The following is a 21986-nucleotide window of genomic DNA, read 5'->3' as shown; positions in this document are numbered from 1 at the left end:
GCCGTGGACATCCGTGTCACCGACCTCGACCCCGTAGCGGCCGACGACGGCAAGGAAGGTCGTACGCCATGACCGCGCCCCTCGCGAGCAGTGCTCGCTCGGCACTCGCGGCGAAGGTCGCGGCGACCGTGGAGAGCGTGCCGGGGGTGGCCTCCCTTCGACCGGGACGGGCCGACCGGCTGCGCTCCGCGCTGCCCTCGTCCGCGCTGTCCTGGTCCGCGCCGGACACCGGGAGGTCCGCACCGGGCGCCGGGAGCGTGCCCTCGGCCGGGTACGGATGACCCGGCCCGAGGGCGGCGGGCGGCCCCTGGCACGTGGAGATCCGCGTCGCCGTGCTGCGACAGGCCAGGACCGTCGAAATGGCCCGCGTGGTCCGTGACGGTGTCGAACGCCGCCTGGCCGCCCTGCGGCCCGCGCACCCCACGCCCCTCGTCACCGTGAGGGTCACGGGCATGGTCTGACGTCCCCACCCGCCGGATCACGGCCGCGCGCGAGGACCCCGTGCGTCGCTCACTGTTCGTCGTGGTGCGTGAGACGGCCGTCGGTGAGCTTCCAGTAACGACGGTGGTCGCTGGAGCGCCAGGTCTCGGGTGCCGCGAGCGCCTGGTCGATCCACTCGCCGAGCCGGGGCAGGGCGTGCGTCCGCAGGGCGGTTCGAGTGTCGTTGCGGTCGGCCGCGGAGACGGACAGGACATCGACGCGCAATCCGGCCGCATCGGGGTGAACTCCGCGCCCGTACTGGAAGGGCTGTGCCGCGGTCCATGCGACTCCGAGGACATATCCCTCGTCGCTGTGCCCGGTGAGGAACCTGACGTCGCCGACATGTGCTATTCGATCGCCGAGTGCCTCTCTGATGTCCGTGGCCGACAAGGGCCAGGAGCGATTCCGGGGGAGCCGGCGATTCCGTGAAGTCATGCGGGGAAGTATGCCACGGTGAGATCGATTCCAGGGCCAGTATCTGGGGGCGAGATACCCCTCGAAATGCGGGAAGGCAGCCGGCGCGAACCGGCTGCCTTCCCGTTCCTACTCTACTTCCTGGTCAAATGCTTCTTGATCTTCTTCCATTCGTGTCCGTTTCGGCGCTCCTTGGGAGTGGGATTACGCCCGTAATGCTCGCGGAATATTCGATCCACAGCCTCGTCGATCGATTCTCCCGCACGCTTTCCCTTTCCTCGGGCCCAGGAGGGAATGTCACTCGCGGTTTCTTTCCCTGACTTCTTGGACGCTTTCGACCAGAGGACCTTGATCTTGTTGATGGCCCACTTCTTGCCCTTCCACCAGATCAGCCCGATGATCGCGACGACCGCGCTCACACCGATCACGGCGAGCACCGTGCCGGCGCTGACGCCGAGCCCGGCCATGCCGACCAGGGCGATCGCCGTCATCCTGCCGTCGAGGTCGACCAGGTTCACGGGGTCGCCGCAGACGTACTCGTAGCTGTTGCAGCTGCCGCCCGTGACGGGGTCGACGGACAGGAAGCGGCCGGTGGTGGGGTTGTAGAGGCGGGCCCCCATGAGGAGGAGACCGGTGGGCGTCTCGGCGGAGCGCTGCTCGGCGCCGAGCCAGCCGTAGCGGCCGGCGCCGCCCTCGCGGACGTTGCCGTACTCGTCCGTGTCGACGACGACGGGTGCCTGGCTCACGTCCAGCGGGAGCTGGAGCGCCACGTCGCCGTGGAGCGTCGTGAACTGAAGCTCCGTGCCACCGGTCCTGCCCGTGATCGCGGCCAGTTCGCCGGAGACGGACGCCACGTTGCGGCTGACTGCTCCGCTCGCGGTGTCCTCGACGAGCCAGCGGGGGTTGTCGCTGTCGTCGCCGTAGTGGTTGACCTTGGACCCGGTCTGGGTCCAGGTGGTGCCACCGCCGGTCTCGGTCTTGAAGGAGCGGAAGCGCATGGCCGCGTCGAGCTGCCAGGTCTGCCGCTTGCCGTTCGCGGTCTGCCGGTAGGCGAGGTCGTTGGCGTAGTAGTCGACGGTGCCGCCCGGCAGGGCGGTTGTGCGGCCGAACGCGTCGTAGGAGTACCCGGAGTCGACGAGCCGGTCGGCGCTGTCGTAGGTGTGTGTGGTGGAGGTGCCTCCCGAGGTGGGGCAGGCGCCCGAGACCTCGCCCGTCGCGGTGGTCAGACCGGTGCGGTTCGACCGCTTGTCGAAGGCGTACGTGCGCTTGGTGCACACCTCGCCGACGGTGTCCTCGACCGTGGTCAGACGCCCGGCCCTGTCGTAGCCGTAGCGCTGGTCGGACCAGCCGGAGTGGCTGGTCGTCCGGCCCTGGGCGGAGCGGGTCACCACGTCGGTGTAGACGGTGGTGCCGTCGCTGTCGCGGGTGTAGGCCCTGGACGTCGGGGCGCCGGTGGCGTCCTCGGTGACGTTCAGGGTGTATCCGCCGGGCAGCTTCTCGGAGCTGACCGAACCGTCCGCGTCGTACGTGGCGGAGAAGTCACCGGCGACGGAGTCGCTGACCTTGGTGACCAGTCCACGCGGCTCGGCGCCGTGGTCGTAGGTGTAGGTGACGGTCGACGGGACGGAGTCGCTGACCTTGACCGCGCGGTCGAGCGCGTCGTACGCGGTGGTGGTCCGGCCCCCGTCGGCGTCGGTGTACGACATGAGGCGGCCGAGCCTGTCGTACGCCTTGGTGATGGTGCCCGCCGTCGGAGAGGAGATCTTGGTGATCGCCCCCGTCACCGGGTCGTACTCCAGGGTGGACTCCGGGACCGCCTGGCCGAGGCCGCCGGTCACCGTGGTCCTCAGCGGGCGGCCCGCGTCGTCGTAGGACCGGGTGGTCGTGCGCGACCGGCCGTTGGCGGTGTCGGTGATCTTGGTGGGCTGACCGAAGTAGCCGTACTCGACGGTGGAGTCGGTCACCTCGTCGGGCCGGCTGCCGCCACCGGTGATCTTTCCGGCCGGTCCGCTCCAGCAGACCTGGTCGGCCCACTCGGGGCGGCCCTTGCAGAAGCCGGTCCCGTCGGCCGCCCAGTACTCGGTGACCCGCGTGGCGGCGTCGTCGCCGGTGCCGGCCGGAGGCACGACATCGGTGATCCGGCCCTGCGCGTCGTACGCGGCGGAGGTCGTCAGGTTCAGGCCGCCGGAGTCCTGGATGACCAGCTTCGGAAGCCCCTTGGCCCAGTCGTACTGGGTCTCGGTGACCCGCTTCTCACCCATGACCGAGAAGTAGTCGCGGACCCGGGCGCCGACGATCTTCAGCGTGACCTGGTCCTTGACGTTGGCCGTGCCGTCGGTGGGCCGTCCCTCGTCGTACTCGTTGACCGTCCAGGTGCGGGCGGGCACGGAGGTGCCCGCCTTGACCAGCACGGTGCTCCCGTCCTTGAGGTCCTCGGTCAGGTCCACCCGGTGCAGCGGACCGAACTCCTCCAGCTCCCGGGTGCCGTCCCCGTCGAACAGGGAGGTCGTCGACAGCAGGTGGGCCCGCTCGGCCGAGGACCGGGAGACGATGCCCAGATCGGTCAGCGCGTCCTTCTGCGCGTCCGTCGTGCCGAGCGCCAGCGCCCGGTCGGTGGCGCTCAGTTCACGCACGGTGTTGCCGAACCGGTCGTACTCGGTGGCGCTGATGTGCCTGCCGGGCTCCGCCGTGTTGACGGTGCGGCCGGACGGGTCGAGGTAGTGCACCTCGGCGCGCGTGTATCCGCCGCCGGCCAGGTCCGCGCCGTCGTGGGACGAGGGCACGGAGTCGGCGGGGAAGACGGCGGTGGCGTCGCTGGGGGCGTCGAGCTGTCCCCACTTCGCGACGTCCCCGCTGCCCATGGCGTGCGGAGCCTTGGTGCCGGTCAGCGGGACGCCGTACACGACACTGGTGACCGCCTTGCCGTCCGTGACGTCCGCCGAGCCCTGCTTCAGGGCCGGACGCGAGACGCTGAGCAGCATGCCCGCGCCGGGAGCGGTACCACCGCCGGCGTTGCCGTAGTCGAAGGTGTACGGCAGCACGCCCGACGGCTGGTACCAGGTGACCCGGCCCTCGTCGTAGGCGTACTGCGTCTCGGACTGCTGACCGATGCGCGGGTCCCAGAACTGACGCAGCCGACCGGCGGAGTCGTACCGGTACGTACCCACGGCGGTCGCGGTCGCGGCGTTGGCGCCGGGAGCGGTGGCCCACAGCCTCAGCTGCTTGACCTGGCCGGTGACGTCACCGAAGTCGGCGTCCGACGCGGTGCCGGTCGCCGTGGTCGCGGTGGCGTAGACGAACTCCAGCACCCGGCAGCCCCGGGTGGCCGGATCGGCCTCGCACGCGGCGGCCGTGACGGCCGAGGTGGGGGAGATGATCCGCTTGGGACGCGACAGCGTCCTGCCGCCCGAGGTCACGGTCTCCGAGACCACCTTGGTGGTGGTGTTGCTCAGACCGTCGATCAGGGCTGTGGAGACCTGCCACGTGGTGGCCGCCGCGCCCGCCTTGGCGAACGTGGTCACCGAGCCCTCGGTGTCCGACAGCGTGAACGACCCGGTGACCCCGCCCTTGAGGGTGAGCGCCTCGGCACCGGGCTCGGGCACCCAGCCGGTCTTCGCCGCGTCGGCGGTGAAGTGCACGGCGTCGCCCTCGGACATCACCACGTCGACGGCCGTGTCGGAGACCCTGCGGATGTGGCTGTAGTCGGAGGTGGTCTCGTCCGCGACGGTGCCGGCGACCCACTCCTTGCCGAAGATCGCGGCCTGCCCCTCCTGCTCCGCGCCCCGGTCGGGGTCGCGTGAGGAGGCGGTACGCGTCATCTCCATGCCGAAGAACGACGCGTCGGTCTCCGACAGGGTGTAGTCACCGGTGAGCAGGTTGAGCGAACCGGGACCGGTCTGGGTGCCTGCCGCGCCGTCGGCGTCGCGGTCCACGACCACCGTCAGCGGTGCGGAGCTGTCGGCGGCGGAGTTCGGGCCGGTGAAGTCGGCCTTGATCTGGATCGTGCCGTCGGGGTCGACGGTACCGGTGGCGTTCCAGACCAGCGCCGCGTTCCTGCCGTTCGTGAGCCCGACCGGCCAGGCGGTCAGCGCCGCTCCGCCGGCGGTGACGTCCCCGACGGGGATCTTCACCCAGGAGTCGGCCTCGGAGCGGCGCCAGGAGAAGGAGACCTTGTCGTACTTGCCGGCCTCCGCCTCGGCCACCAGCGGCAGCCGGCGCGCGGTGCGCTCACCGTCGGCCGGCTGCAGGAAGCCACCGGAACCGGCGTGGAACGTGTACTCCTTGGCCTCGGACTTGTTGTCCGCCTTGTCGACGGCCCGCACCTGGAGGGTGTGGGTGCCGTTCCTGGGCGGGGTGACGGATATCGCCTTGGCCGCGCCGGCGCCGCCGGTGGCGACCTTGGTCCAGGTCACGCCGTCCAGCGACCACTCCAGCCAGTTGTGGTCCGAGGACGGCGGGGTCACGGTGAAGGTGCCGGCCTTGCCGGCGCCCTTGACCCACTGTCCGGCCGGGTAGTCCGTGGACGTGATCTGCGTCGGGGCCGACGGGGCCGAGGTGTCGACGGTGAACGTCTTCCACGCCGACCAGCCGATGTTGTAGTGCTTGCCGTCGTAGGGGTTGGTGCGGAACTTGTACGTCCTGCCGTTGCTGAGCACCCCGGCGGGGACGGTCACCGACGCGGCGGACCCGGAGGGCACGTACTTCGAGACGATCACCTCGCCGACCTGCGCGTCGGTGGCGTTGTCGAAGATCTGGAAGGTGCCGTTGACCTTGTCGCCGTCGGCGTCGACGAAGGTGTCACGCAGCGTCGGCGTGGCGGTGTTCACCACGTAGGCGCCGCCGTAGGAGAAGAACGGCGGACCGGCCTCCTGCCGGGTGCCCGTCTTCGGCCGGAAGTTGTAGTCCAGCACGAGCTTGGGCGGATTGGCCGCCGCGTTCGCCGAGTTGACCCGCTTCCACTGGGCCATGGCCGACTCGCTCGCCGCGCGCACACCCATGTGACCGCGGGTGGCCTTGGCCGAGGCCCACTCCTGGGCCAGCGTGGTCACGTCGGCGTTGATCCAGCCGTCCGGCTGGGAGGCGCACGAGGCGTTGCCGCGGGTCTCGGTGGAGGTGGCCTTCTTCGCCGTCATCGAGGGACGGTTCGGCCACCGGGAGGACGTCGAGGCGGCCCCGGCGGACCACACCTCCCACGGCTGCGCCGCGCACTCCGGGTGGTTGCCGGAGTGGAAGTTCCACAGGCTCAGCTTCGCGCTGGTGACCAGGGCGTCGGCGATGGGCGAGGTGTTCCAGCTGAGGAAGGACTGCGCCGTGCGGGGCGTCCCGTCGGCGTTGGTGGTGCCCGGGTTGCCGAAGTCCAGCTCGGTGTCGGAGGACCAGTCGACCGTCTCGCCCTGCTGCACATAGGTGTCGAAGACGCTCGACAGCGTGGACGTCGACGGGTCCACCGTCACGGGGTACCGGGTCTCGGGGTCGGCGAGGAACTCGGGGTCCGGGGTGACGACCAGGTCGACGCCCGTGTCGTGCTCGTCCCTCTCGACCACCTTCATCGACACCGGCACCCGGCGGGTGTGCTCGCCGGAGCGCTTGTCGACGGTGGAGTCCCACATCACCGGCGCGGGCATGACGGCCCGCTTCTTGTTCTTCTCGTCGGTGAACTGCAGGCTGCCGTTCTTCAGCTGCTCGACCTTCAGCCCGTCGGTCTCCAGCGGCAGCGTGTAGGAGAACCCGGCGGCGGGCTGCTCCTTGATCTCGACGTACTGCTCGAAGCCGGTGCGGGTCGCCTCGACGACCACGTCCGCGCCGGGCACGGCATCGACGTACTCGGCGCGCGTCCCGTCCAGCTTCGGCTCCGGCAGGCCGCCCTTCCAGCGCAGGGTGATCTGCTCGTCGCCCTCGCCCAGGGTCACCAGATCGACGGCCTTGGCCTCCTGCGCCGCCTTCAGCGACTTGGCGGGCGTACCCGTGCGGCCCGCCAGTCGCAGCCCGCGCGGGTGCGCCACCGGCTCCACGCCGTCACCGGACTCGCGCAGCTCCACGTCGACGTCGACCCAGGTGCCGTCGCGCTCGAAGCGCACCGGCCCGGCGGCCATCTCCGTGGTGAGACTGCCGTCCTTGTTCACCCAGGTCGTGGAGGTCTCGGTGCGCTCCGACAGCGCCTCCACCCGCTTGCCCGACAGCCGCGCCGCGACCTTCGCGGACGCGATGTCGCCCGCGGTGGTCGCCGCCGCGGGCTTGGCGGGCTTCTGCCGCGGAGCGGCCACGGCCGGCCCCTGCAGCAGGGTCACGGACAGGGCGGCCGCGAGGCCGCCCGCCGTCCAGCGCAGATATCTGCTGCGCCCATGCCGAACAGTCCTTCTCCGGAAAGGAGAGGACGAATCCCCCTGTGGTCTCAACATCCACCCGTATTCGATTCTGCGCAGCCCGATGCGGGGCTGCGGTGAAGAATGTGGTCGATGTGCAACCTAGCTGCCGCCGCAGGAGACAAAAGGCTTGATCATCACAAAGGGCGTGCGGGGTTTCCCTACCGCTTCCTGTGACGTGGCCCACAAGACTGCTTGAAGCTGACGTACCACGCTGAGGCCGACATCCGTCGGCCCGCCGGCAGGTTGCCGCTCCGGTGAGGGCGATCTGCCGGTCGGCTTCCGGGGCGCGTCGCGCACGCGGCGGGTTCTCGCAGCGGGACGGTGTGCGGCGCTCGGAGCCACCTCACCGACCGTCAACTCCGGCTGTCACCAGCCCTGGCCCTCCGCCCCGCTCGACACGGCCTGGATCGCCATCGGCCTGACCGTGCTCAGCCGCCGCCCGGGACGAGACGCCGCGACCCCTCCAGGGTGTGCACCCGAGGTGCCGTGACCATGTCCTGTGCTGCAGGCCGGTCTCAGCGAACACCGCCGCCGCCGTAGGGGGCGTACAGGTCCAGCAGTCGGGTCCGTGCGGCCTGGAGGCGATGGGCGAGCACCTCACCGACCCACAGGCCGACGGCGCGGCCCATGGCCGGGTCCTCCTGGCACATCAGACGGACGGCCGTGGCGTCGAACTCGTACGCCCTTACCGGCGTCGTCGCCTCGGCGCCCAGATGCCACACGTGCGGGGTGAACAGCCAGGACCAGCCGACGAGTTCGTTGTGCCGGAGCGACTCGATGACGGCCGGCCGACGGCCCGGCACCCGCATGTCGAGCTCGACCGTGCCCGTGCGGACGATCCAGAAGCGGTCGGCACGGCTTCCCTCCTCGAACAACCGTTCCCCTTGCGTGAACGCCACCTCACGGGCGACGCGCATCAGCCGCTGCCGATGTTCGGCGGGCAGCGCCCGCAGCATGCTGGGCGTGGGTGTGGTGATCATGGCGCGCCTCCAAGCCGTCTACCGGAACTGCCATGCCCAGCCTGTGCCCCGCCGCTCCCCGTCCGCCATGGGCCGTCCGGCCCCTCGCCCCGGGCCGGTCGGCACGTCGGAGAAGCCTTCCGGCCCGGTGCGTCGGATCCGGGCCCTGCGGTTCCATGAGGCCATGGGACGACCCGCCCGAACGAGGGGACGACCGCCGTGCGCACCTCACCGCCTCCCGGCCTGCGGAGGCCGTTCGCCGTGCTCCTGGCCGTGTCCGCGGCCGCCGCGTTCGTAGCGGTCGCCGTGCACGACGCGCTGGTCGTACGGCGGCTGCGGCGACGGCCGGGCCGGCAGCCGGCCGCTCGTACGGCCCTGACCGCGAACCGGCCGTACGACACCCCCGGATCACTCGCGCCGGGCCCCGGCCCATCGGACCCCGCACCCGCGCCGGCCCGCGCGCCCGCCTACTGATCACGGCTCCGGTTCCGGTACGCGTCCACCGCCGTCGGAAGTGTCGGGAAGATGTGCTCCGTACCGACCGAGTCCAACAGGCCGTACGCCGTCAGGTCGTCCAGCAGGTCCTGCTTGACGCGGGCGAGGGCGAACACGATGCCGCGGCGGGCGAGTTCGCGGCGCAGTTCGTCGACGGCGTCCAGAGCGGTGATGTCGACCTCCACGTTCGCCTCGGTGTTGAGGACGAACCAGTGGACGGCATCGGTCTGATCGTCGACGGCGGCCAGGGCGCGGCGCAGGAAGTCCTCGGCGTTGGCGAAGAACAGCGGGGAGTCGTAGCGGTAGACGAGCAGGCCGGGGATCGTGCGGGCCGTCGGATAGTCGTCCACGTCGTGCATGCCCGCCAACCCCGGCACCAGACCCTGGACGGCGTCGTGCGGCCGGGCCACCCGCGTCAGCAGTTCCGCCACCGACAGTCCCACCGCGACCAGCACGCCGTACAGGATGTCCAGGGCCAGCACACCGGCCAGGCAGCCCAGGGCGAGCAGCAGTTCGCGGCGGCGGAACGCGGCCAGCCGGCGGAATCCCGCGAGGTCGACCATGCGGACGGCCGCGTAGAGGACGAGCGCGCCGAGCACCGCGGAGGGCGTACGGGTGAGCAGCGGACTGAGCAGGAGCAGGACCGCGAGGACGGCGGCACCCGCGACCAGGGAGTACGCCTGACTGCCGGCGCCCGCCGAGGAGGCCAGCGCGGTCCGGCTGGCGCTGCTGCTCACCGGGAACCCGTGCACCGCGCCCGCGCCCAGGTTGACCGCACCGAGGGCGAGGAACTCCTGGTTGGCGTCCAGGGCGGGGCCTTCGCCTCGCGGGCCGTCGAACGCCCGGGCGGTCAGGATGCAGTCGGTGTAGGCGACCAGCAGGACGCCCAGCGCGGGCAGGATCAGCTCGGGCAGTACCCCCAGGTCCGGTACCGCGAGGCTCGGCAGTCCCGAGGGCACCTCGCCGATCACCGCGAGGCCGTACCGGCCGTCGAGGTTCAGGACGACCACGGCCGCCGTGCCGAGGACGACGGCCAGCAGCGGTCCGGGCACCGTGCGAAAGCGCGCCACCGAGAAGAGGAGCACGAGCATGGCCGCCGAGAACAGGACCGTGGGCACGTCGGCCTCGCCCAGGCTGGTGAAGAAGGACCACAGCTGGGCGAAGAACCCCGAGCCGGTGGTGTCCACCCCGGTGAGCTTCGGCAGCTGATCCACCGTCATGATCAGGGCAACCCCCGCCAGATAGCCGATGAGCACCGGCCGGGAGAGCAGGTCCGCGAGGAACCCCAGGCGCACCGCCCGCGCCAGCAGACACAGCAGCCCGACCGTCGTCGCGAGGGTGGCGGCCAGCACGGCGTAGCGCCCGGGGTCGCCCGCGGCGAGCGGGGCGACCACCGTGGCCGTCATCAGGGCGGTCGTGGACTCGGGGCCGATCGACAGCAGACGCGAGGAGCCGAACAGCGCGTACAGCGCCAGCGCGGGCAGGATCGCCCACAGTCCCGCGACCGGGGGCAGCCCTGCCACCCCGGCGTACGCCATGACCTGCGGAACGAGGTAGGCCGCCACGGTCGCCCCGGCGATCAGATCACCCTTGAGCCAGGCCCGCCGGTAGCCGAGGAGGGCGACGAGGCCGGGTGCGAGGTCGCGCCACACCGGACCACCCCGCCGGTCTCCGCCGAGTTTCATGCCGTGCCCTTCTCCGTTGCCCACAGGATCCACCCACGGCCGTCCGGCGGCGGGACGCCCGTCGTGCCCCGCCACGGCCTGTCGCCCAAAGGGCCCTGCCGGCAGGGCCGTTCAGCCCGACGAGCGCGGACCTTCGGCATCCCACCCCCTGACGGTGGACGCGACGAGAGTGAGGGCATCACACCATGTCCGGAGTCTGCCCGTAGGGAACATCACCATGGCCGTGCACGAGCACCGTGCTGACGGCGCCGATGCGGATCCGGCGGAAGGGGATGGCCGGCCCTGCGAGCAGGTCCGCCGGGCCCGTCCGGACGCCGGACAGGGCCGATCGGCCCCCCGAAGGGACCTGCGGCCCCTGCCCAGGGACCGGCGGGCGGAAGAGGCTCGAACCGGGACCCCGGCGCCCCGGCTCGAACCAGTCGCTCAGTACCCCGACCTCACAAGGTGGAGATCATGAACCGCACCGTCACCGTCGGTCTCGACGGATCCCGTGAGAGCCGCTCGGCAGCCGAGTGGGCGGCCCGCGAGGCGCAGCTGCTCGGTGTGCCGCTGAAGCTGGTCCACGTCCGCGAGCCCGTCCCGGCCCCCATGGCGCAGGCACCGCTGCTCGGCACACAGACCCAGCAGCACTGGACCGAGAGCATCCCCCGCGAGGCGGCCGAGGGGGTGCGCCTGCGCCACCCGGGGCTGGAGGTCGTCACCGAGCACGCCTCCGGCCGGCCCTCCGAGGTGTTGCTGGACGAGGCCGAGGACGCCGAACTGCTGGTCCTGGGCTCCCGCGGACTGAGCGGCATCGGCGGCTTCATGGTCGGCTCGGTCGGACTGGCGGTCGTGGCCCACGCCGAACGGCCGGTCGTCCTGGTCCGCGCCGCGGAACTGGCCTCGGACGAGCACGAGATGGACCCCGCCGGCATCCCCTCCGCGGCGGCACCCTTCCGGCCCGTCGTCCTGGGCCTCGACACCGACAGCCCCGACGAGGAACTGATCGAGTTCGCGTTCGCGGCGGCCGCCCGCCGCAGGACCTCCCTGCGCGTGGTCCACGGCTGGAACCCGCCCCCGTACTACGCCTACGGCCTCGCCGCCGACCCCGAACTGCACCGCGCACTGGCCCGCCAGGAGAGCACCGCCCTGACCGAGGCCCTGCGCCCGTGGCGGGAGAAGCACCCGGACATCGAGGTCGGCGAGGAGTGCCCGTACGGCAGCCCCGGCAACCACCTCGCCGACGCCTCCCGAGAGGCTTCCCTGGTCGTGGTGGGCCGCCGGATCCGCCGGAACCCCTTCGGCTCCCACATCGGCCCCGTCACCCACGCCGTCCTGCACCACAGCTCCGCCCCCGTCGCCGTCGTCCCGCACCACTGACGCCACAATCGGAGGAGGAGAACCCATGGAGGCAGCGGTAGTCCGAGCCATCGGCGAGCCCCTGATCACCGGGGAGCGCCCCGATCCCGACACGGGCCTCAGGCGCGGCGGCAAGCTCGTCACGGTCGCCCTGCCCGCCCATGGCTGTGTCCAGGTCCCGGTCCTCGACACCGTCCTGAACGGCACGCGTGTGATCGGCTCGATCGTGGGCACCCGGCAGGACCTCGCCGAGGTCTTCCCGCCGCACGCGGCCGGCCGGACCCCGGTCGTCCGCGAGACCCGCCCGCCGGCCCCGGTCGACGACTCCCTCGACGAGGCGCTGCGCGGTCAGGTCAGGGCCCGGATCGTGTTCGACCTCGGCGCGGGACGGTGAGCGGGATGACGAAGGATCTGCCGATCGTCGTCGGTGTGGACGGCTCCGGGCCGAGCCTGCGGGCCGTGGACTGGGCCGCCGACGAGGCCGTCCTGCGCGGGGCGCCGCTGCGGCTGGTGTTCGCCTCGCTGTGGGAGCGCTACGAGGGTGGCGTGCTCGCCGACGACCCGGGCGAGCCGTCCGAGGAGACGGGGATCGAGGAGATCGTGGAGACCGCTGCCCTGCGTGCCCGTCTCCGCCGCCCGGAGGTGAGGATCACCACCGAGGTGGTGCCGGAGGAGCCCGAGTACACCCTGCTCAGGGAGAGCCGTACCGCCTCCCTGCTGGTGACGGGCACCCGGGGCCGCAGCAGCCTCACCGAGGCGCTCGTGGGCTCGGTGAGCCTGACGGTGGCCGCTCACGCCCACTGCCCGATGGTCGTCGTACGCGGCAGCCACGACAACCGGGCCCTGCCCGCCACGCACGGCCGGATCCTCGTCGGCGTCGGCGAGGGGCCGGCGTCCTCGGCGGCCGTGCGCTTCGCCTTCGACGAGGCGCGGCGACGCGGCGCCGAGGTCGAAGCGGTCCGGGCCTGGCGGTGCCCCGCGCACACGGCCACCGACCACCCCCTGCCGGCCGGGGAGCCCGCCCGGCTGCACGAGGAGCGAGCCGCGCAGGGTCTGGAAGCGGCTCTCCAGGACGCCCCCGACGACGTGCGGCTGCACCGCCGTACCGTCGAGGGCCACGCCCGGACCGTGCTGTCGGGGGCCTCCCAGGACGCCGACCTCCTGATCGTGGGGGCCAGGCGCAGGCCGCGGCATTTCGGCCTCCAGCTCGGCCGGGTGACGCACGGCGTGCTGCACCACTCCGCCTGCCCGGTCGCGATCGTGCCCGAGCGGGAGTGAGCGCGGTGACCGGCAGCTCAGAGACCCGCCGCGTGATCCGGGACGTAGGTCCGCAGATCGCGCGGTGGACGCTCGTATCCGGTCGACGCCGGCCGCTCGGGCAGCTCCAGCACCGGCGGCGGCACCTCCTGGTACGGCACCGACGCCAGCAGATGGGCGATCATGTTCAGCCGGGCCCGGCGCTTGTCGTCGCTCTCCACGACGTACCACGGTGCGTCGGTGATGTCGGTGTGCACCATCATCTCGTCCTTGGCGCGGGAGTACGCCTCCCAGTGCGTGAGCGACTCCAGGTCCATCGGCGACAGTTTCCAGCGCCGCAACGGGTCCTCCAGGCGGCGCCGGAAGCGCTCCTGCTGCTCGGTGTCGCTCACCGAGAACCAGTACTTGCGCAGCAGGATCCCGTCCTCGACCAACATGCGCTCGAAAATGGGGCATTGACGGAGGAAAAGCTGGTATTCCTCCTTGGTGCAGAAGCCCATGACGTGTTCGACGCCGGCCCGGTTGTACCAGGACCGGTCGAACAGCACGATCTCCCCGGCCGCCGGCAGCTGTTCGACGTACCGCTGGAAGTACCACTGGGTGCGCTCGCGCTCCGTCGGCTTGGGGAGCGCCGCGATCCGGGCGACACGGGGGTTCAGATGCTCGGCGACCCGCTTGATCGTGCCGCCCTTGCCCGCCGCGTCCCGCCCCTCGAAGACCACGACCAGACGGGCGCCCTCGGCCCGTACCCATTCCTGGAGTTTCACCAACTCCGTCTGCAGCCGCAGCAGTTCCTTCTCGTACGCCGCGCGCGACACCTTCGTCGCCTTCTTGCCGGCCATGCCGTCCTCCACCGCCCGACGACCCCCGTCGATGAGTTCCGGAGTCACCCATGACCCAGGTCGAACACCAGAACGTCACCGTACTTTCCGACGACGAGCTGCGCACCCTGGACGCCCACTGGCGGGCCGCCAACTACCTCGCGGCCGGACAGATCTACCTGCTGGCGAACCCGTTGCTGACCGAGCCGCTGCTCCCGGAACACATCAAGCCGCGGCTGCTCGGTCACTGGGGCACCTCGCCGGGCCTGAACCTGATCTACACCCACCTCAACCGGGTGATCACAGCGCGCGACCTGGACGCCCTGTGCGTCTGGGGACCCGGGCACGGCGGGCCGTCCGTCCTGGCCGGCTCCTGGCTGGACGGCAGCTACAGCGAGACCTGTCCGGACGTCACGCGCGACGCCGACGGCATGGCACGGCTCTTCCGGCAGTTCTCCTTCCCCGGCGGCGTACCGAGCCATGTGGCGCCCGAGGTGCCGGGCTCGATCCACGAGGGCGGTGAACTCGGCTACTCCCTCGCCCACGCCTACGGCGCCGCCTTCGACAACCCCGACCTGCTGGTGGCCTGCGTCATCGGCGACGGTGAGGCGGAGACCGGACCGCTGGCCGCCTCCTGGCACTCCAACAAGTTCCTCGACCCGGTCCACGACGGCGCCGTCCTGCCGATCCTCCACCTCAACGGCTACAAGATCGCCAACCCGGCGGTGCTGGCCCGGATCCCCGAGTCCGAACTCGACGACCTGCTGCGCGGCTACGGCCACGACCCCCTCCACGTCACCGGCGACGACCCGGCCACCGTCCACCGCGCCCTGGCCCACGCCTTCGACGAGGCGCTGGACCGCATCGCCCTGCTGCAGCGCACCGCACGCGAGGACGGTGTCGCCGAACGCGCGCACTGGCCGATGATCGTGCTGCGCACCCCCAAGGGCTGGACCGGCCCCGCCGAGGTCGACGGCCTGCCCGTCGAAGGCACCTGGCGCGCCCACCAGGTCCCGCTCTCCGGGGTACGCGAAAACCCAGAACACCTCAGGCAGTTGGAGACCTGGCTGCGCTCGTACCGGCCCCAGGAGCTGTTCGGCCCGGACGGCCGGCCCGTCGCCGAGGTCCTCGCCCACGTCCCCGCCGGCACCAGGCGGCTGGGCGCCACCCCGCACGCCAACGGCGGCCTCCTCGTCCGCGACCTCCCCATCCGCCCCCTGGACGACTTCGCCGTACCGGTGGACAAGCCGGGCACGACGCTCCACGAACCGACCCGGGTCCTCGGGGGCCTCCTGGCCCAGATCATGCGGGACACCCGCTCGCGCCGGGACTTCCGGGTCGTCGGACCGGACGAGACCGCCTCCAACCGTCTGCAGGCCGTCTTCGACGCCAGCGGCAAGGCATGGCAGGCCGAACGCCTTCCGGTCGACGAACACCTCGACCGGCACGGCCGGGTACTGGAGATCCTCTCCGAACACCTCTGCCAGGGCTGGCTGGAGGGGTACCTGCTCACCGGCCGCCACGGTCTGTTCTCCTGCTACGAGGCGTTCGTGCACATCGTCGACTCCATGGTCAACCAGCACATCAAGTGGCTGAAGACATCCAGGGAGTTGCCGTGGCGCGCGCCCATCGCCTCCCTCAACTACCTGCTCACCTCGCACGTGTGGCGCCAGGACCACAACGGCTTCTCCCACCAGGACCCCGGCTTCGTCGACCACGTCCTCAACAAGAGCCCGGAGGTCGTGCGCGTCTATCTGCCGCCGGACGCCAACACGCTCCTGTCCGTGGCGGACCACGCGCTGCGCAGCCGCGACCACGTCAACGTGATCGTGGCCGGCAAACAGCCCTGCTTCGACTGGCTGTCGATGGACCAGGCCCGCGGCCACTGCGCACGCGGCGCCGGGATCTGGGAGTGGGCGGGCAGCGAGAACGGCGGTGAACCGGACGTCGTCCTCGCCTGCGCCGGCGACGTGCCAACCCTGGAGGTGCTGGCCGCGGCGCAGCTGCTGCGCCGCCATCTGCCCCAGCTCGCCGTCCGTGTCGTCAACGTCGTCGACATGACCCGGCTGCTGCCGCGCGAGGAACACCCGCACGGGATGAGCGACTTCGAGTACGACGGCCTGTTCACCACCGACAAGCCGGTGATCTTCGCATACCACGGCTACCCGTGGCTCATCCACCGCCTCGCCTACCGCCGCACGGGCCACCGGAACCTGCACGTGCGCGGCTACAAGGAGTCGGGCACGACGACCACACCCTTCGACATGGTCGTCCGCAACGACCTCGACCGCTACCGCCTGGTCATGGACGTCATCGACCGCGTCCCCGGCCTCGCCGTCCGCGCCGCCGCCGTACGCCAGCAGATGGCCGACACCCGTACCCGCCATCACGCCTGGATCCGCGAGCACGGCACCGACCTGCCGGAGATCGCCGACTGGCACTGGGCCTGACACCGTCGCGGGTGGCGGCCTCACCCCGGTGCGGCCGCCACCCGAACCACCACCCCGCGTCGGCGAGGGCCTCGTCCAGCTCCGCCCCAGGCACCGGTCGCGTGGGTACGGGCGGAGCGACACCGCGGGGGTCGGCGCCGCCCCTGTTCCCACTGTCCCTCGGAACGGCGGCCCGCGCAGGTGCCGACGGTCCCGGAACCGGGGGGCGCTCCTCTTCCGATCGTGCCGTCAGTGCGCCGAACCGCCAGGACGCCGGGGCGTCGAAGGTCGGAGCACCTGGCGCGGGCCCACGAGTCGCGCGCACGACGGCTCCGGCGTCGCGCCGCACCGGGCCCTCTCACCCCCTCCGGCGCCGAGCGAGGTCCGACCGGCCCGTGCGCGGTCCGGCCCGGAGGCACAAGCTGGATCTGTGGGGTGAGAACGGCACCGCCCCGCCGACACACCCGGCCCGCGAGTGGAGCAGCCGGATCGCGGGACCGGGGGAGACACAGAAAGGCAGGGATCGCCATGAAGGGCTTCGTCTTCCACGGCCCCGGACAGTCGTCCTGGCAGGACGTGCCCGACCCGGGGATCAAGGACCCCACCGACGCGATCGTCCGCGTCGACACGGTCACGATCTGCGGGACGGACCTGCACATCCTCAAGGGCGACGTGCCCGAGGTCCGCCCCGGCACGGTCCTGGGGCACGAGGCCGTCGGCGAGGTCGTCGAGGTCGGCGGCGACGTACGCACCGTGCGGCCGGGCGACCGCGTGCTCATCTCCTGCATCACCGCCTGCGGCCGCTGCCGCTTCTGCCGTGAGGGCGCGTACGGCCAGTGCCTGGGCGGCGGAGGCTGGATCCTCGGGCACCTGATCGACGGCACCCAGGCCGAGTACGTCCGCGTCCCGTACGCGGACCTGTCCGTGCACCCGCTGCCCAGCACGCTGGACGGCGAGGAGGCCGTCCTGCTGGCGGACATCTTCCCCACCTCCTACGAGGTGGGCGTCGTCAACGGGCGCGTGGGCCCCGGCGACACCGTCGCCGTCGTCGGCGCCGGTCCCATCGGCCTCGCCGCGATCGCCACCGCCCGGCTGTACTCGCCCGAGCGGATCGTCGCCGTCGACCTGGCCCCGGCCCGGCTGGAGGCCGCCAGGCGGCTCGGGGCGGACGCCGTGGCCGACGCCCGGGAGGCTCCGGAGCAACTGGTCGCCGACCTCACCGAAGGGCTCGGCGCGGACGTCGTGATCGAGGCCGTCGGCGTGCCGGAGAGCTTCGAACTCTGCACCCGTATGGTGCGCCCCGGCGGACACGTGGCCAACATAGGCGTGCACGGCAAACCGGCGACGCTGCACCTCGAAGACCTGTGGATCAAGAACGTGACCATCACCACCGGCCTGGTGGACACCCACTCCACACCCACCCTGCTGCGGATGGCGGCCGCCGGCCGGCTGCCGACCTCCTCCCTGGTCACGCACACCTTCCCGCTGGACGGGATGGAGGAGGCGTACGACGTCTTCTCCCGCGCGGCCGACACCGGCGCGCTCAAGGTCGTGCTCGGCGGACCCCGCCACGACGTCCTCGCCGTTCCGGCGTGATCGGCTCCTGAACCGGGCCGGCAGACACCGGGGCCGGGCCCGTCCGTAGCTGATCCACCGGCCAAACAGGGCCGGCCGGCCCTGGCCGTCCGGCCCCGGCAGGACGAGGATCGCCGGGTGGAGGCCGTCCTCTCCGAGTCCTTGACGAACGTCGCCCGGCACGCTCACGCGTCTCGGGTCGACGTGGTCCTGGAGGCCGGTGCCTCGGAGGTGTGCCTCACGGTGTCCGACAACGGGGTGGGCATCCCCGCCGGAGGCCGCCGCGGCGGCCTGCGCAACATGGCCGAACGCGCCTGCCAGGCGGGCGGCGAACTGGAGACGACCGGTCCGCCCGGCGGCGGGACGACCCGGGTGTGGCGGGTGCCGTCGGCGTACGGACGGTGACGGCAGGACTCCCGGTGGGCGGCCCGTCATGAGCGGGGTGCCGGTGGCGTCCGGACGTACGCGGACGGCACGTATCAGCCTGGCTGGGATCGGTTCGGGGACACCGCCCGGCGGTCCGGCGTCCTCCGGCCGCCGGCCGGAAGGCCGCACTGCCGGAAGGCCGCACTGCCGGCCGGTCGCTGCCGGGCGGAACACGGGCCGGTACCGGCGCCGGGTTCGCGGGCTCTCCGGGACCGGTGTGTTCCGGTGCTCATGCCTCCAGGAGCCTGCGCTTCTGTTCCTCGAACTCGGTCTCGGTGAGCACGCCCTGTGCCTTGAGTTCCCCGAGCTGCTTCAGCTGTTCGATCCGGTCGGCCATGTCGGGGGCCGCGGAAGCCGCCGGGGGCTCCGGGGCGGGCGTCGGCCGAGGGGCGGGCGCTTCGTAGGCGTACTGCTGCTGTTCGGCCCATCGTCCTTGCTGACGGCGGGTCACACGGTTCGACACCGCGGTCGCCGTTCCGGCGACGACGGCGGTGCGGGCGACCCCGCGGATGAGACCTGGCATGGCCGTTCTCCTTCTGTCGGGTCGACCGTCCGGCCGCCCTCACCGAGTGGGTTCGGTGGCGTCCAGGGCGGCGACAAGAGCGGGCACCGGGATGCGTCCGGACGCGACCAGCTCGGCGCCGCCGCGGCGCAGCGCCGCGGCGAACGGCGCGGCCCACCGGTTCTCGTAGACCAGGATCCCGGCGGAACTGCCCGGCTGCAGGGCGACGGCCGCCTCCTCCACGTCGTCCTGACCCAGCAGCCCGGACGACGCGCCCTCGAAGACGGACAGGTCGAGTTCGCCGTCGCCGGTGAGGTCGGCGATCTCCATGCCGGCCACGGAGCCGTCGTCGTTCTTCCTGATGAACACGAGATCCAGGATCCTGATGAGGCCGCGGTCCACGAGATCGACCAGGAGGGGAAGACCCTCGCCCGTCATCCGGCTGCCGGGGAACTCGACGACCAGGTAGTCGATCGGGCCCACTTCTTCTTCGAGTGCGTCGCTCATGGTGTCATCCCTGGTGCCGACGGCTTCCCTCTGAGGCGTCCCCCACGGACCCATTGCATCACCGGGCCACGACGCGCGCACGCCAGCCGCCGTTCACCCGCGCGGTGCTCCCGGGTGGCGCACCGCCCGCCGCGCGACTCTGCTGGTCACCATGAGCGACACAGGTGGTGAGGAGCTCTCCGCCCGGGAGCGCGGCGAACTGGATCAACTTCGGCACCGGGTGAGCGCTCTGGAAGGCACCCGGTCCGGGCGGCATCACCCGTTCCGGTCGTTCGGCGCGTTCCTGCTGATCCTGCTGGCCGCGATCCTCTCCCTGCTGTCCGTCGTCGCCGTGTGGGCGAACAGCATCGTGCAGGACACGGACCGCTACGTCGCCACCGTCGGACCGCTGGCCGAGGATCCCGACGTGCAGCGGGCCGTCACCGACCGGGTCACCGACGCCGTGCTGGACCGCGTCGACGTGGACGCGCTGGTCGCTCAGCTGACGGACGCGGCCTCGCAGCAAGGCGTACCGCCGAAGGCCGCCGACCTGCTGAAGAACCTGGACGGCCCGATCGAGAGCGGCCTGCGGCAACTGGTCAGCAGCACGGTGGAGCGGGTGGTCGGCAGCAGTGCCTTCGAGAAGGTCTGGGTGGAGGCCAACCGCAGGGCGCACGCGGCCGTGGACGAGGCCCTGACCGGTGAGTCCGGCGGCGCCGTCGAGCTGAAGGACAACCAGGTCGTCGTCGACGTCGGCCCCATCGTCCAGCAGGTCAAGGATCAGCTGGTCGACGCCGGGTTCTCGCCCGCCGCGAAGATCCCGGACGTGAAGACGGACTTCGTGGTCTTCGCCTCGAAGGACATCGGCGAGATCAAGACCTACGTACGCGTACTGGAGATCCTCGGCGGCTGGCTCCCCGTCATCGCGCTCCTCGTCGCGGCCGCCGGCGTGTACGTGGCCTTCAACCGCCGGCATGCCGTGATCGGCGCGGGCCTCGCGGTCTTCCTCGCCATGCTGTTCCTCGGCATCTCCCTCACCGTCTTCCGTGACATCTACCTCGACCGGCTGCCCCCGGGGACCTCGCAGGCGGCGGCGGGAGCCGTGTACGACGCCGTGGTCAAGTTCCTGCGGGCCGGTACGCGGGCCCTGGGAGCGACGGCCCTGTTCGTCGCCGCCGCGGCCTTCCTCGCCGGACCGTCCCGGCCCGCCGTGCTGACGCGCACGGGCTGCCGCAGGAGCATCGGCGCGCTGCGCGACGTGGCCACCTCGGCCGGGTTCCGTACGGGACCGGTCGGCCGGTTCGTCCACCGGTTCAAGCACTGGATCGGCGTCGCCATCCTGCTGATCGCGGGCGTGGTCCTGTTCACCTGGACCTATCCGACCACGGCCGTAGTGGTGTGGACCGCGGTGATCACGCTGGCGGGCTTCGCGATCCGTGAGTTCCTCGACGACACCTCCACACCGCCGGCCCGGCCGCCTACGCGAGCCTGACGGTGAACCAGGTGGTCTTTCCGTCGTGCGTGGGGCGTACCCCCAGCTGTCGGATCAGCACGCCGACCCGGCCCGCGCCCAGCGGAACGAGGTCGAACCAGTCGCCGCCGACGCCCGCGCCCTGGGTGGCGGGACGGTAGCGGCTCGCGGTGGCCAGCCCGGCGATCGCGGGCGGGGGTCCCCATCAGGCTGCGCTGCAGGGTGAGCGCGATGTGCCGCTGCTGCTCGTACAGGGCCGTGGTTCGGCCTCCGCGCGCTTGCGGTCGCTGATGTCCCGCACGATGGCGCAGGCGCCGACGACCGTGCCGTCGGTGTCCCTGGTCGGCCACAGCGTGACGTCGACGTCCAGCAGCGCCCCGGCCCGGGTGACCCGGAGCGTCTCGAAGTGCTCGACCTTCTCACCCCGCCGCAGCCGCTGCATGAGCGCGCTGATCTCGTCCCTGCGGTCCACCGGAGCGAGGAACGACATGTGGCGGCCGATGGCCTGCTCGGCCGTGTAGCCGTACAGCCGGTGGGCGGCGGCGTTCCAGTGTGCGGCCCCCGCGCGTGCCACGGGAACGGGAGGACAGGGGGGTGCCGGATCCGGGTCGTCGTCAGCCGCCCCTGTCGATGCCCGTGTCGATGCCCGTGTCGACGCCGACGTCGACAGGAGCGTCGACGGCCGTGAGACGGATGCCGGTGACCAGGTCCGGGCGGATGCGGACCGCGTGGTCCATGGTTCCGCTCACCCAGGGGCGCAGCATCGCCCGATAGCGGGCCAGCTCCTCGGGGTCGGTGACCGGGCGGGCGTAGCCGGTGACGACCACGCTCCAGCCGAGGTGGGTGTCGGGGTCGATGACGTCGGCCTCGTACGCCACCACGACGCCCTGGCCGTCCGCCTCCTGGGCGCGAGCGGTCAGCGCCGTGCCCTCCAGGGTACGGATCACGATCTCGCCCCCGTCCAGCACATGGTTGACGGGGCGGACGGTCGGCAGCGCGTGCCGGGTGAAGACGATCCGCCCGAAGGACACACTGCCGAGCAGCCGCAGGGCCTCGTCGCTGTCGAGGTCGACCGACCGTCGGGGCGTGGCGGCTCTTTCGTGGTGGCTGCTGATCGGCATCGTGGTCTTCCGCGCGGGTGAGAGGGGGCTGTCGGGTTGCGGCATGGACGTCCTCCATGGAACGGCGGCGGGGTCGGCCGCGGTAGGGCCGATCGGCCCCGGTCCTCCGGGAGAGCGGCCCGGATGGCCTCCGGATGGCCTCCGGATGGCCTCCGGATGGCC

The 21986-nt window shown here is 71.9% G+C and carries 17 protein-coding genes and 2 pseudogenes; 10 read left to right on the top strand and 9 right to left on the bottom strand.

Features of this window, described 5'->3' with window-relative positions:
* Positions 1-68: 68 nt before the first annotated feature.
* Positions 69-281: a hypothetical protein gene (locus ACZ6BB_RS21730; protein WP_471616789.1), complete on the top strand. Its 213-nt coding sequence runs from the start codon at positions 69-71 to the stop codon at positions 279-281.
* A gap of 33 nt (positions 282-314) precedes the next feature.
* Positions 315-461, top strand: coding sequence for a hypothetical protein (locus tag ACZ6BB_RS21725; RefSeq protein WP_471616788.1), 147 nt, complete (start codon positions 315-317; stop codon positions 459-461).
* Positions 462-510: 49 nt separating this feature from the next.
* Here the strand turns inward: ACZ6BB_RS21725 and ACZ6BB_RS21720 are convergent, their stop codons facing one another.
* The 3 genes from ACZ6BB_RS21720 to ACZ6BB_RS21710 form a co-directional block, all read right to left on the bottom strand.
* Complete coding sequence (locus ACZ6BB_RS21720; RefSeq protein WP_471616787.1) at positions 511-705, bottom strand: hypothetical protein; 195 nt, start codon at positions 703-705, stop codon at positions 511-513.
* A gap of 323 nt (positions 706-1028) precedes the next feature.
* Positions 1029-7187 carry a DNRLRE domain-containing protein gene (locus ACZ6BB_RS21715; RefSeq protein WP_471617008.1) on the bottom strand — a complete coding sequence of 2053 codons (6159 nt, stop codon included), beginning with the start codon at positions 7185-7187 and terminating at the stop codon, positions 1029-1031.
* Positions 7188-7774: 587 nt separating this feature from the next.
* Complete coding sequence (locus ACZ6BB_RS21710) at positions 7775-8239, bottom strand: cyclic nucleotide-binding domain-containing protein (protein WP_471616786.1); 465 nt, start codon at positions 8237-8239, stop codon at positions 7775-7777.
* A gap of 198 nt (positions 8240-8437) precedes the next feature.
* Here ACZ6BB_RS21710 and ACZ6BB_RS21705 point away from each other — a divergent pair, with 198 nt between their 5' ends.
* Positions 8438-8692: a hypothetical protein gene (locus ACZ6BB_RS21705; RefSeq protein WP_471616785.1), complete on the top strand. Its 255-nt coding sequence runs from the start codon at positions 8438-8440 to the stop codon at positions 8690-8692.
* Here the strand turns inward: ACZ6BB_RS21705 and ACZ6BB_RS21700 are convergent.
* On the bottom strand, positions 8686-10398 hold the full coding sequence (locus tag ACZ6BB_RS21700) for a SulP family inorganic anion transporter (RefSeq protein WP_471616784.1): 1713 nt from the start codon (positions 10396-10398) through the stop codon (positions 8686-8688). The two genes, ACZ6BB_RS21705 and ACZ6BB_RS21700, sit on opposite strands and share 7 nt — an antisense overlap.
* A gap of 453 nt (positions 10399-10851) precedes the next feature.
* Between ACZ6BB_RS21700 and ACZ6BB_RS21695 the strand changes: the two genes are divergently transcribed.
* The 3 genes and pseudogenes from ACZ6BB_RS21695 (at position 10852) to ACZ6BB_RS21685 (ending at position 13014) form a co-directional block, all read left to right on the top strand.
* Positions 10852-11757 carry a universal stress protein gene (locus tag ACZ6BB_RS21695; RefSeq protein WP_471616783.1) on the top strand — a complete coding sequence of 302 codons (906 nt, stop codon included), beginning with the start codon at positions 10852-10854 and terminating at the stop codon, positions 11755-11757.
* 91 nt (positions 11758-11848) lie between these two features.
* Positions 11849-12130 (top strand): annotated as a pseudogene (locus ACZ6BB_RS21690) (zinc-dependent alcohol dehydrogenase); the annotation flags it as partial.
* Positions 12131-12135: 5 nt separating this feature from the next.
* A complete protein-coding gene (locus tag ACZ6BB_RS21685) occupies positions 12136-13014 on the top strand; it encodes a universal stress protein (RefSeq protein WP_471616782.1) in 879 nt (292 codons plus the stop codon).
* 17 nt (positions 13015-13031) lie between these two features.
* Here ACZ6BB_RS21685 and ppk2 read toward each other — a convergent pair whose 3' ends face one another.
* The gene (ppk2, locus tag ACZ6BB_RS21680; RefSeq protein ID WP_471616781.1) at positions 13032-13835 is read right to left on the bottom strand and encodes a polyphosphate kinase 2; all 804 of its coding nucleotides are present in this window, start codon (positions 13833-13835) and stop codon (positions 13032-13034) included.
* A 50-nt stretch (positions 13836-13885) separates the two neighbouring features.
* Here ppk2 and ACZ6BB_RS21675 point away from each other — a divergent pair, with 50 nt between their 5' ends.
* The 3 genes and pseudogenes from ACZ6BB_RS21675 to ACZ6BB_RS21665 all read left to right on the top strand — a co-directional run.
* Positions 13886-16264, top strand: a complete 2379-nt coding sequence (locus ACZ6BB_RS21675; RefSeq protein ID WP_471616780.1) for a phosphoketolase family protein — start codon at positions 13886-13888, stop codon at positions 16262-16264.
* 507 nt (positions 16265-16771) lie between these two features.
* Positions 16772-17839 (top strand): zinc-dependent alcohol dehydrogenase family protein, encoded by a 1068-nt coding sequence (locus ACZ6BB_RS21670; RefSeq protein ID WP_471616779.1) that lies wholly within the window; start codon positions 16772-16774, stop codon positions 17837-17839.
* A gap of 117 nt (positions 17840-17956) precedes the next feature.
* Positions 17957-18223: pseudogene (locus tag ACZ6BB_RS21665) on the top strand (ATP-binding protein); the annotation flags it as partial.
* A 250-nt stretch (positions 18224-18473) separates the two neighbouring features.
* Here ACZ6BB_RS21665 and ACZ6BB_RS21660 read toward each other — a convergent pair.
* Together ACZ6BB_RS21660 and ACZ6BB_RS21655 are read right to left on the bottom strand one after the other, a co-directional pair.
* The gene (locus ACZ6BB_RS21660) at positions 18474-18767 is read right to left on the bottom strand and encodes an SHOCT domain-containing protein (protein WP_471616778.1); all 294 of its coding nucleotides are present in this window, start codon (positions 18765-18767) and stop codon (positions 18474-18476) included.
* Positions 18768-18806: 39 nt separating this feature from the next.
* Positions 18807-19253, bottom strand: a complete 447-nt coding sequence (locus ACZ6BB_RS21655; RefSeq protein ID WP_471616777.1) for a DUF6325 family protein — start codon at positions 19251-19253, stop codon at positions 18807-18809.
* Between the two features lie 151 nt (positions 19254-19404).
* Between ACZ6BB_RS21655 and ACZ6BB_RS21650 the strand changes: the two genes are divergently transcribed.
* Positions 19405-20724 (top strand): hypothetical protein, encoded by a 1320-nt coding sequence (locus ACZ6BB_RS21650; RefSeq protein ID WP_471616776.1) that lies wholly within the window; start codon positions 19405-19407, stop codon positions 20722-20724.
* A 184-nt stretch (positions 20725-20908) separates the two neighbouring features.
* Here ACZ6BB_RS21650 and ACZ6BB_RS21645 read toward each other — a convergent pair whose 3' ends face one another.
* Both ACZ6BB_RS21645 and ACZ6BB_RS21640 read right to left on the bottom strand, forming a co-directional pair.
* Complete coding sequence (locus ACZ6BB_RS21645; protein ID WP_471616775.1) at positions 20909-21277, bottom strand: PAS domain-containing protein; 369 nt, start codon at positions 21275-21277, stop codon at positions 20909-20911.
* Positions 21278-21317: 40 nt separating this feature from the next.
* On the bottom strand, positions 21318-21824 hold the full coding sequence (locus ACZ6BB_RS21640) for a pyridoxamine 5'-phosphate oxidase family protein (RefSeq protein ID WP_471617007.1): 507 nt from the start codon (positions 21822-21824) through the stop codon (positions 21318-21320).
* Positions 21825-21986: the final 162 nt, after the last annotated feature.

Source organism: Streptomyces sp. NPDC041108, from assembly GCF_055592645.1.
This window is presented reverse-complemented; position numbering and strand designations above follow the sequence as displayed.

What these genes read in the sequence shown, in the direction of transcription:
- ACZ6BB_RS21650 (WP_471616776.1), top strand. Translation starts at nt 19,405, where the DNA reads ATGAGCGACACAGGTGGTGAGGAGCTCTCCGCCCGGGAGCGCGGCGAA.
- ACZ6BB_RS21640 (WP_471617007.1), bottom strand. Translation starts at nt 21,824, where the DNA reads ATGCCGATCAGCAGCCACCACGAAAGAGCCGCCACGCCCCGACGGTCG.
- ACZ6BB_RS21655 (WP_471616777.1), bottom strand. Translation starts at nt 19,253, where the DNA reads ATGAGCGACGCACTCGAAGAAGAAGTGGGCCCGATCGACTACCTGGTC.
- ACZ6BB_RS21670 (WP_471616779.1), top strand. Translation starts at nt 16,772, where the DNA reads ATGAAGGGCTTCGTCTTCCACGGCCCCGGACAGTCGTCCTGGCAGGAC.
- ACZ6BB_RS21675 (WP_471616780.1), top strand. Translation starts at nt 13,886, where the DNA reads ATGACCCAGGTCGAACACCAGAACGTCACCGTACTTTCCGACGACGAG.
- ppk2 (WP_471616781.1), bottom strand. Translation starts at nt 13,835, where the DNA reads ATGGCCGGCAAGAAGGCGACGAAGGTGTCGCGCGCGGCGTACGAGAAG.
- ACZ6BB_RS21685 (WP_471616782.1), top strand. Translation starts at nt 12,136, where the DNA reads ATGACGAAGGATCTGCCGATCGTCGTCGGTGTGGACGGCTCCGGGCCG.
- ACZ6BB_RS21695 (WP_471616783.1), top strand. Translation starts at nt 10,852, where the DNA reads ATGAACCGCACCGTCACCGTCGGTCTCGACGGATCCCGTGAGAGCCGC.
- ACZ6BB_RS21710 (WP_471616786.1), bottom strand. Translation starts at nt 8,239, where the DNA reads ATGATCACCACACCCACGCCCAGCATGCTGCGGGCGCTGCCCGCCGAA.
- ACZ6BB_RS21700 (WP_471616784.1), bottom strand. Translation starts at nt 10,398, where the DNA reads ATGAAACTCGGCGGAGACCGGCGGGGTGGTCCGGTGTGGCGCGACCTC.
- ACZ6BB_RS21730 (WP_471616789.1), top strand. Translation starts at nt 69, where the DNA reads ATGACCGCGCCCCTCGCGAGCAGTGCTCGCTCGGCACTCGCGGCGAAG.
- ACZ6BB_RS21660 (WP_471616778.1), bottom strand. Translation starts at nt 18,767, where the DNA reads ATGCCAGGTCTCATCCGCGGGGTCGCCCGCACCGCCGTCGTCGCCGGA.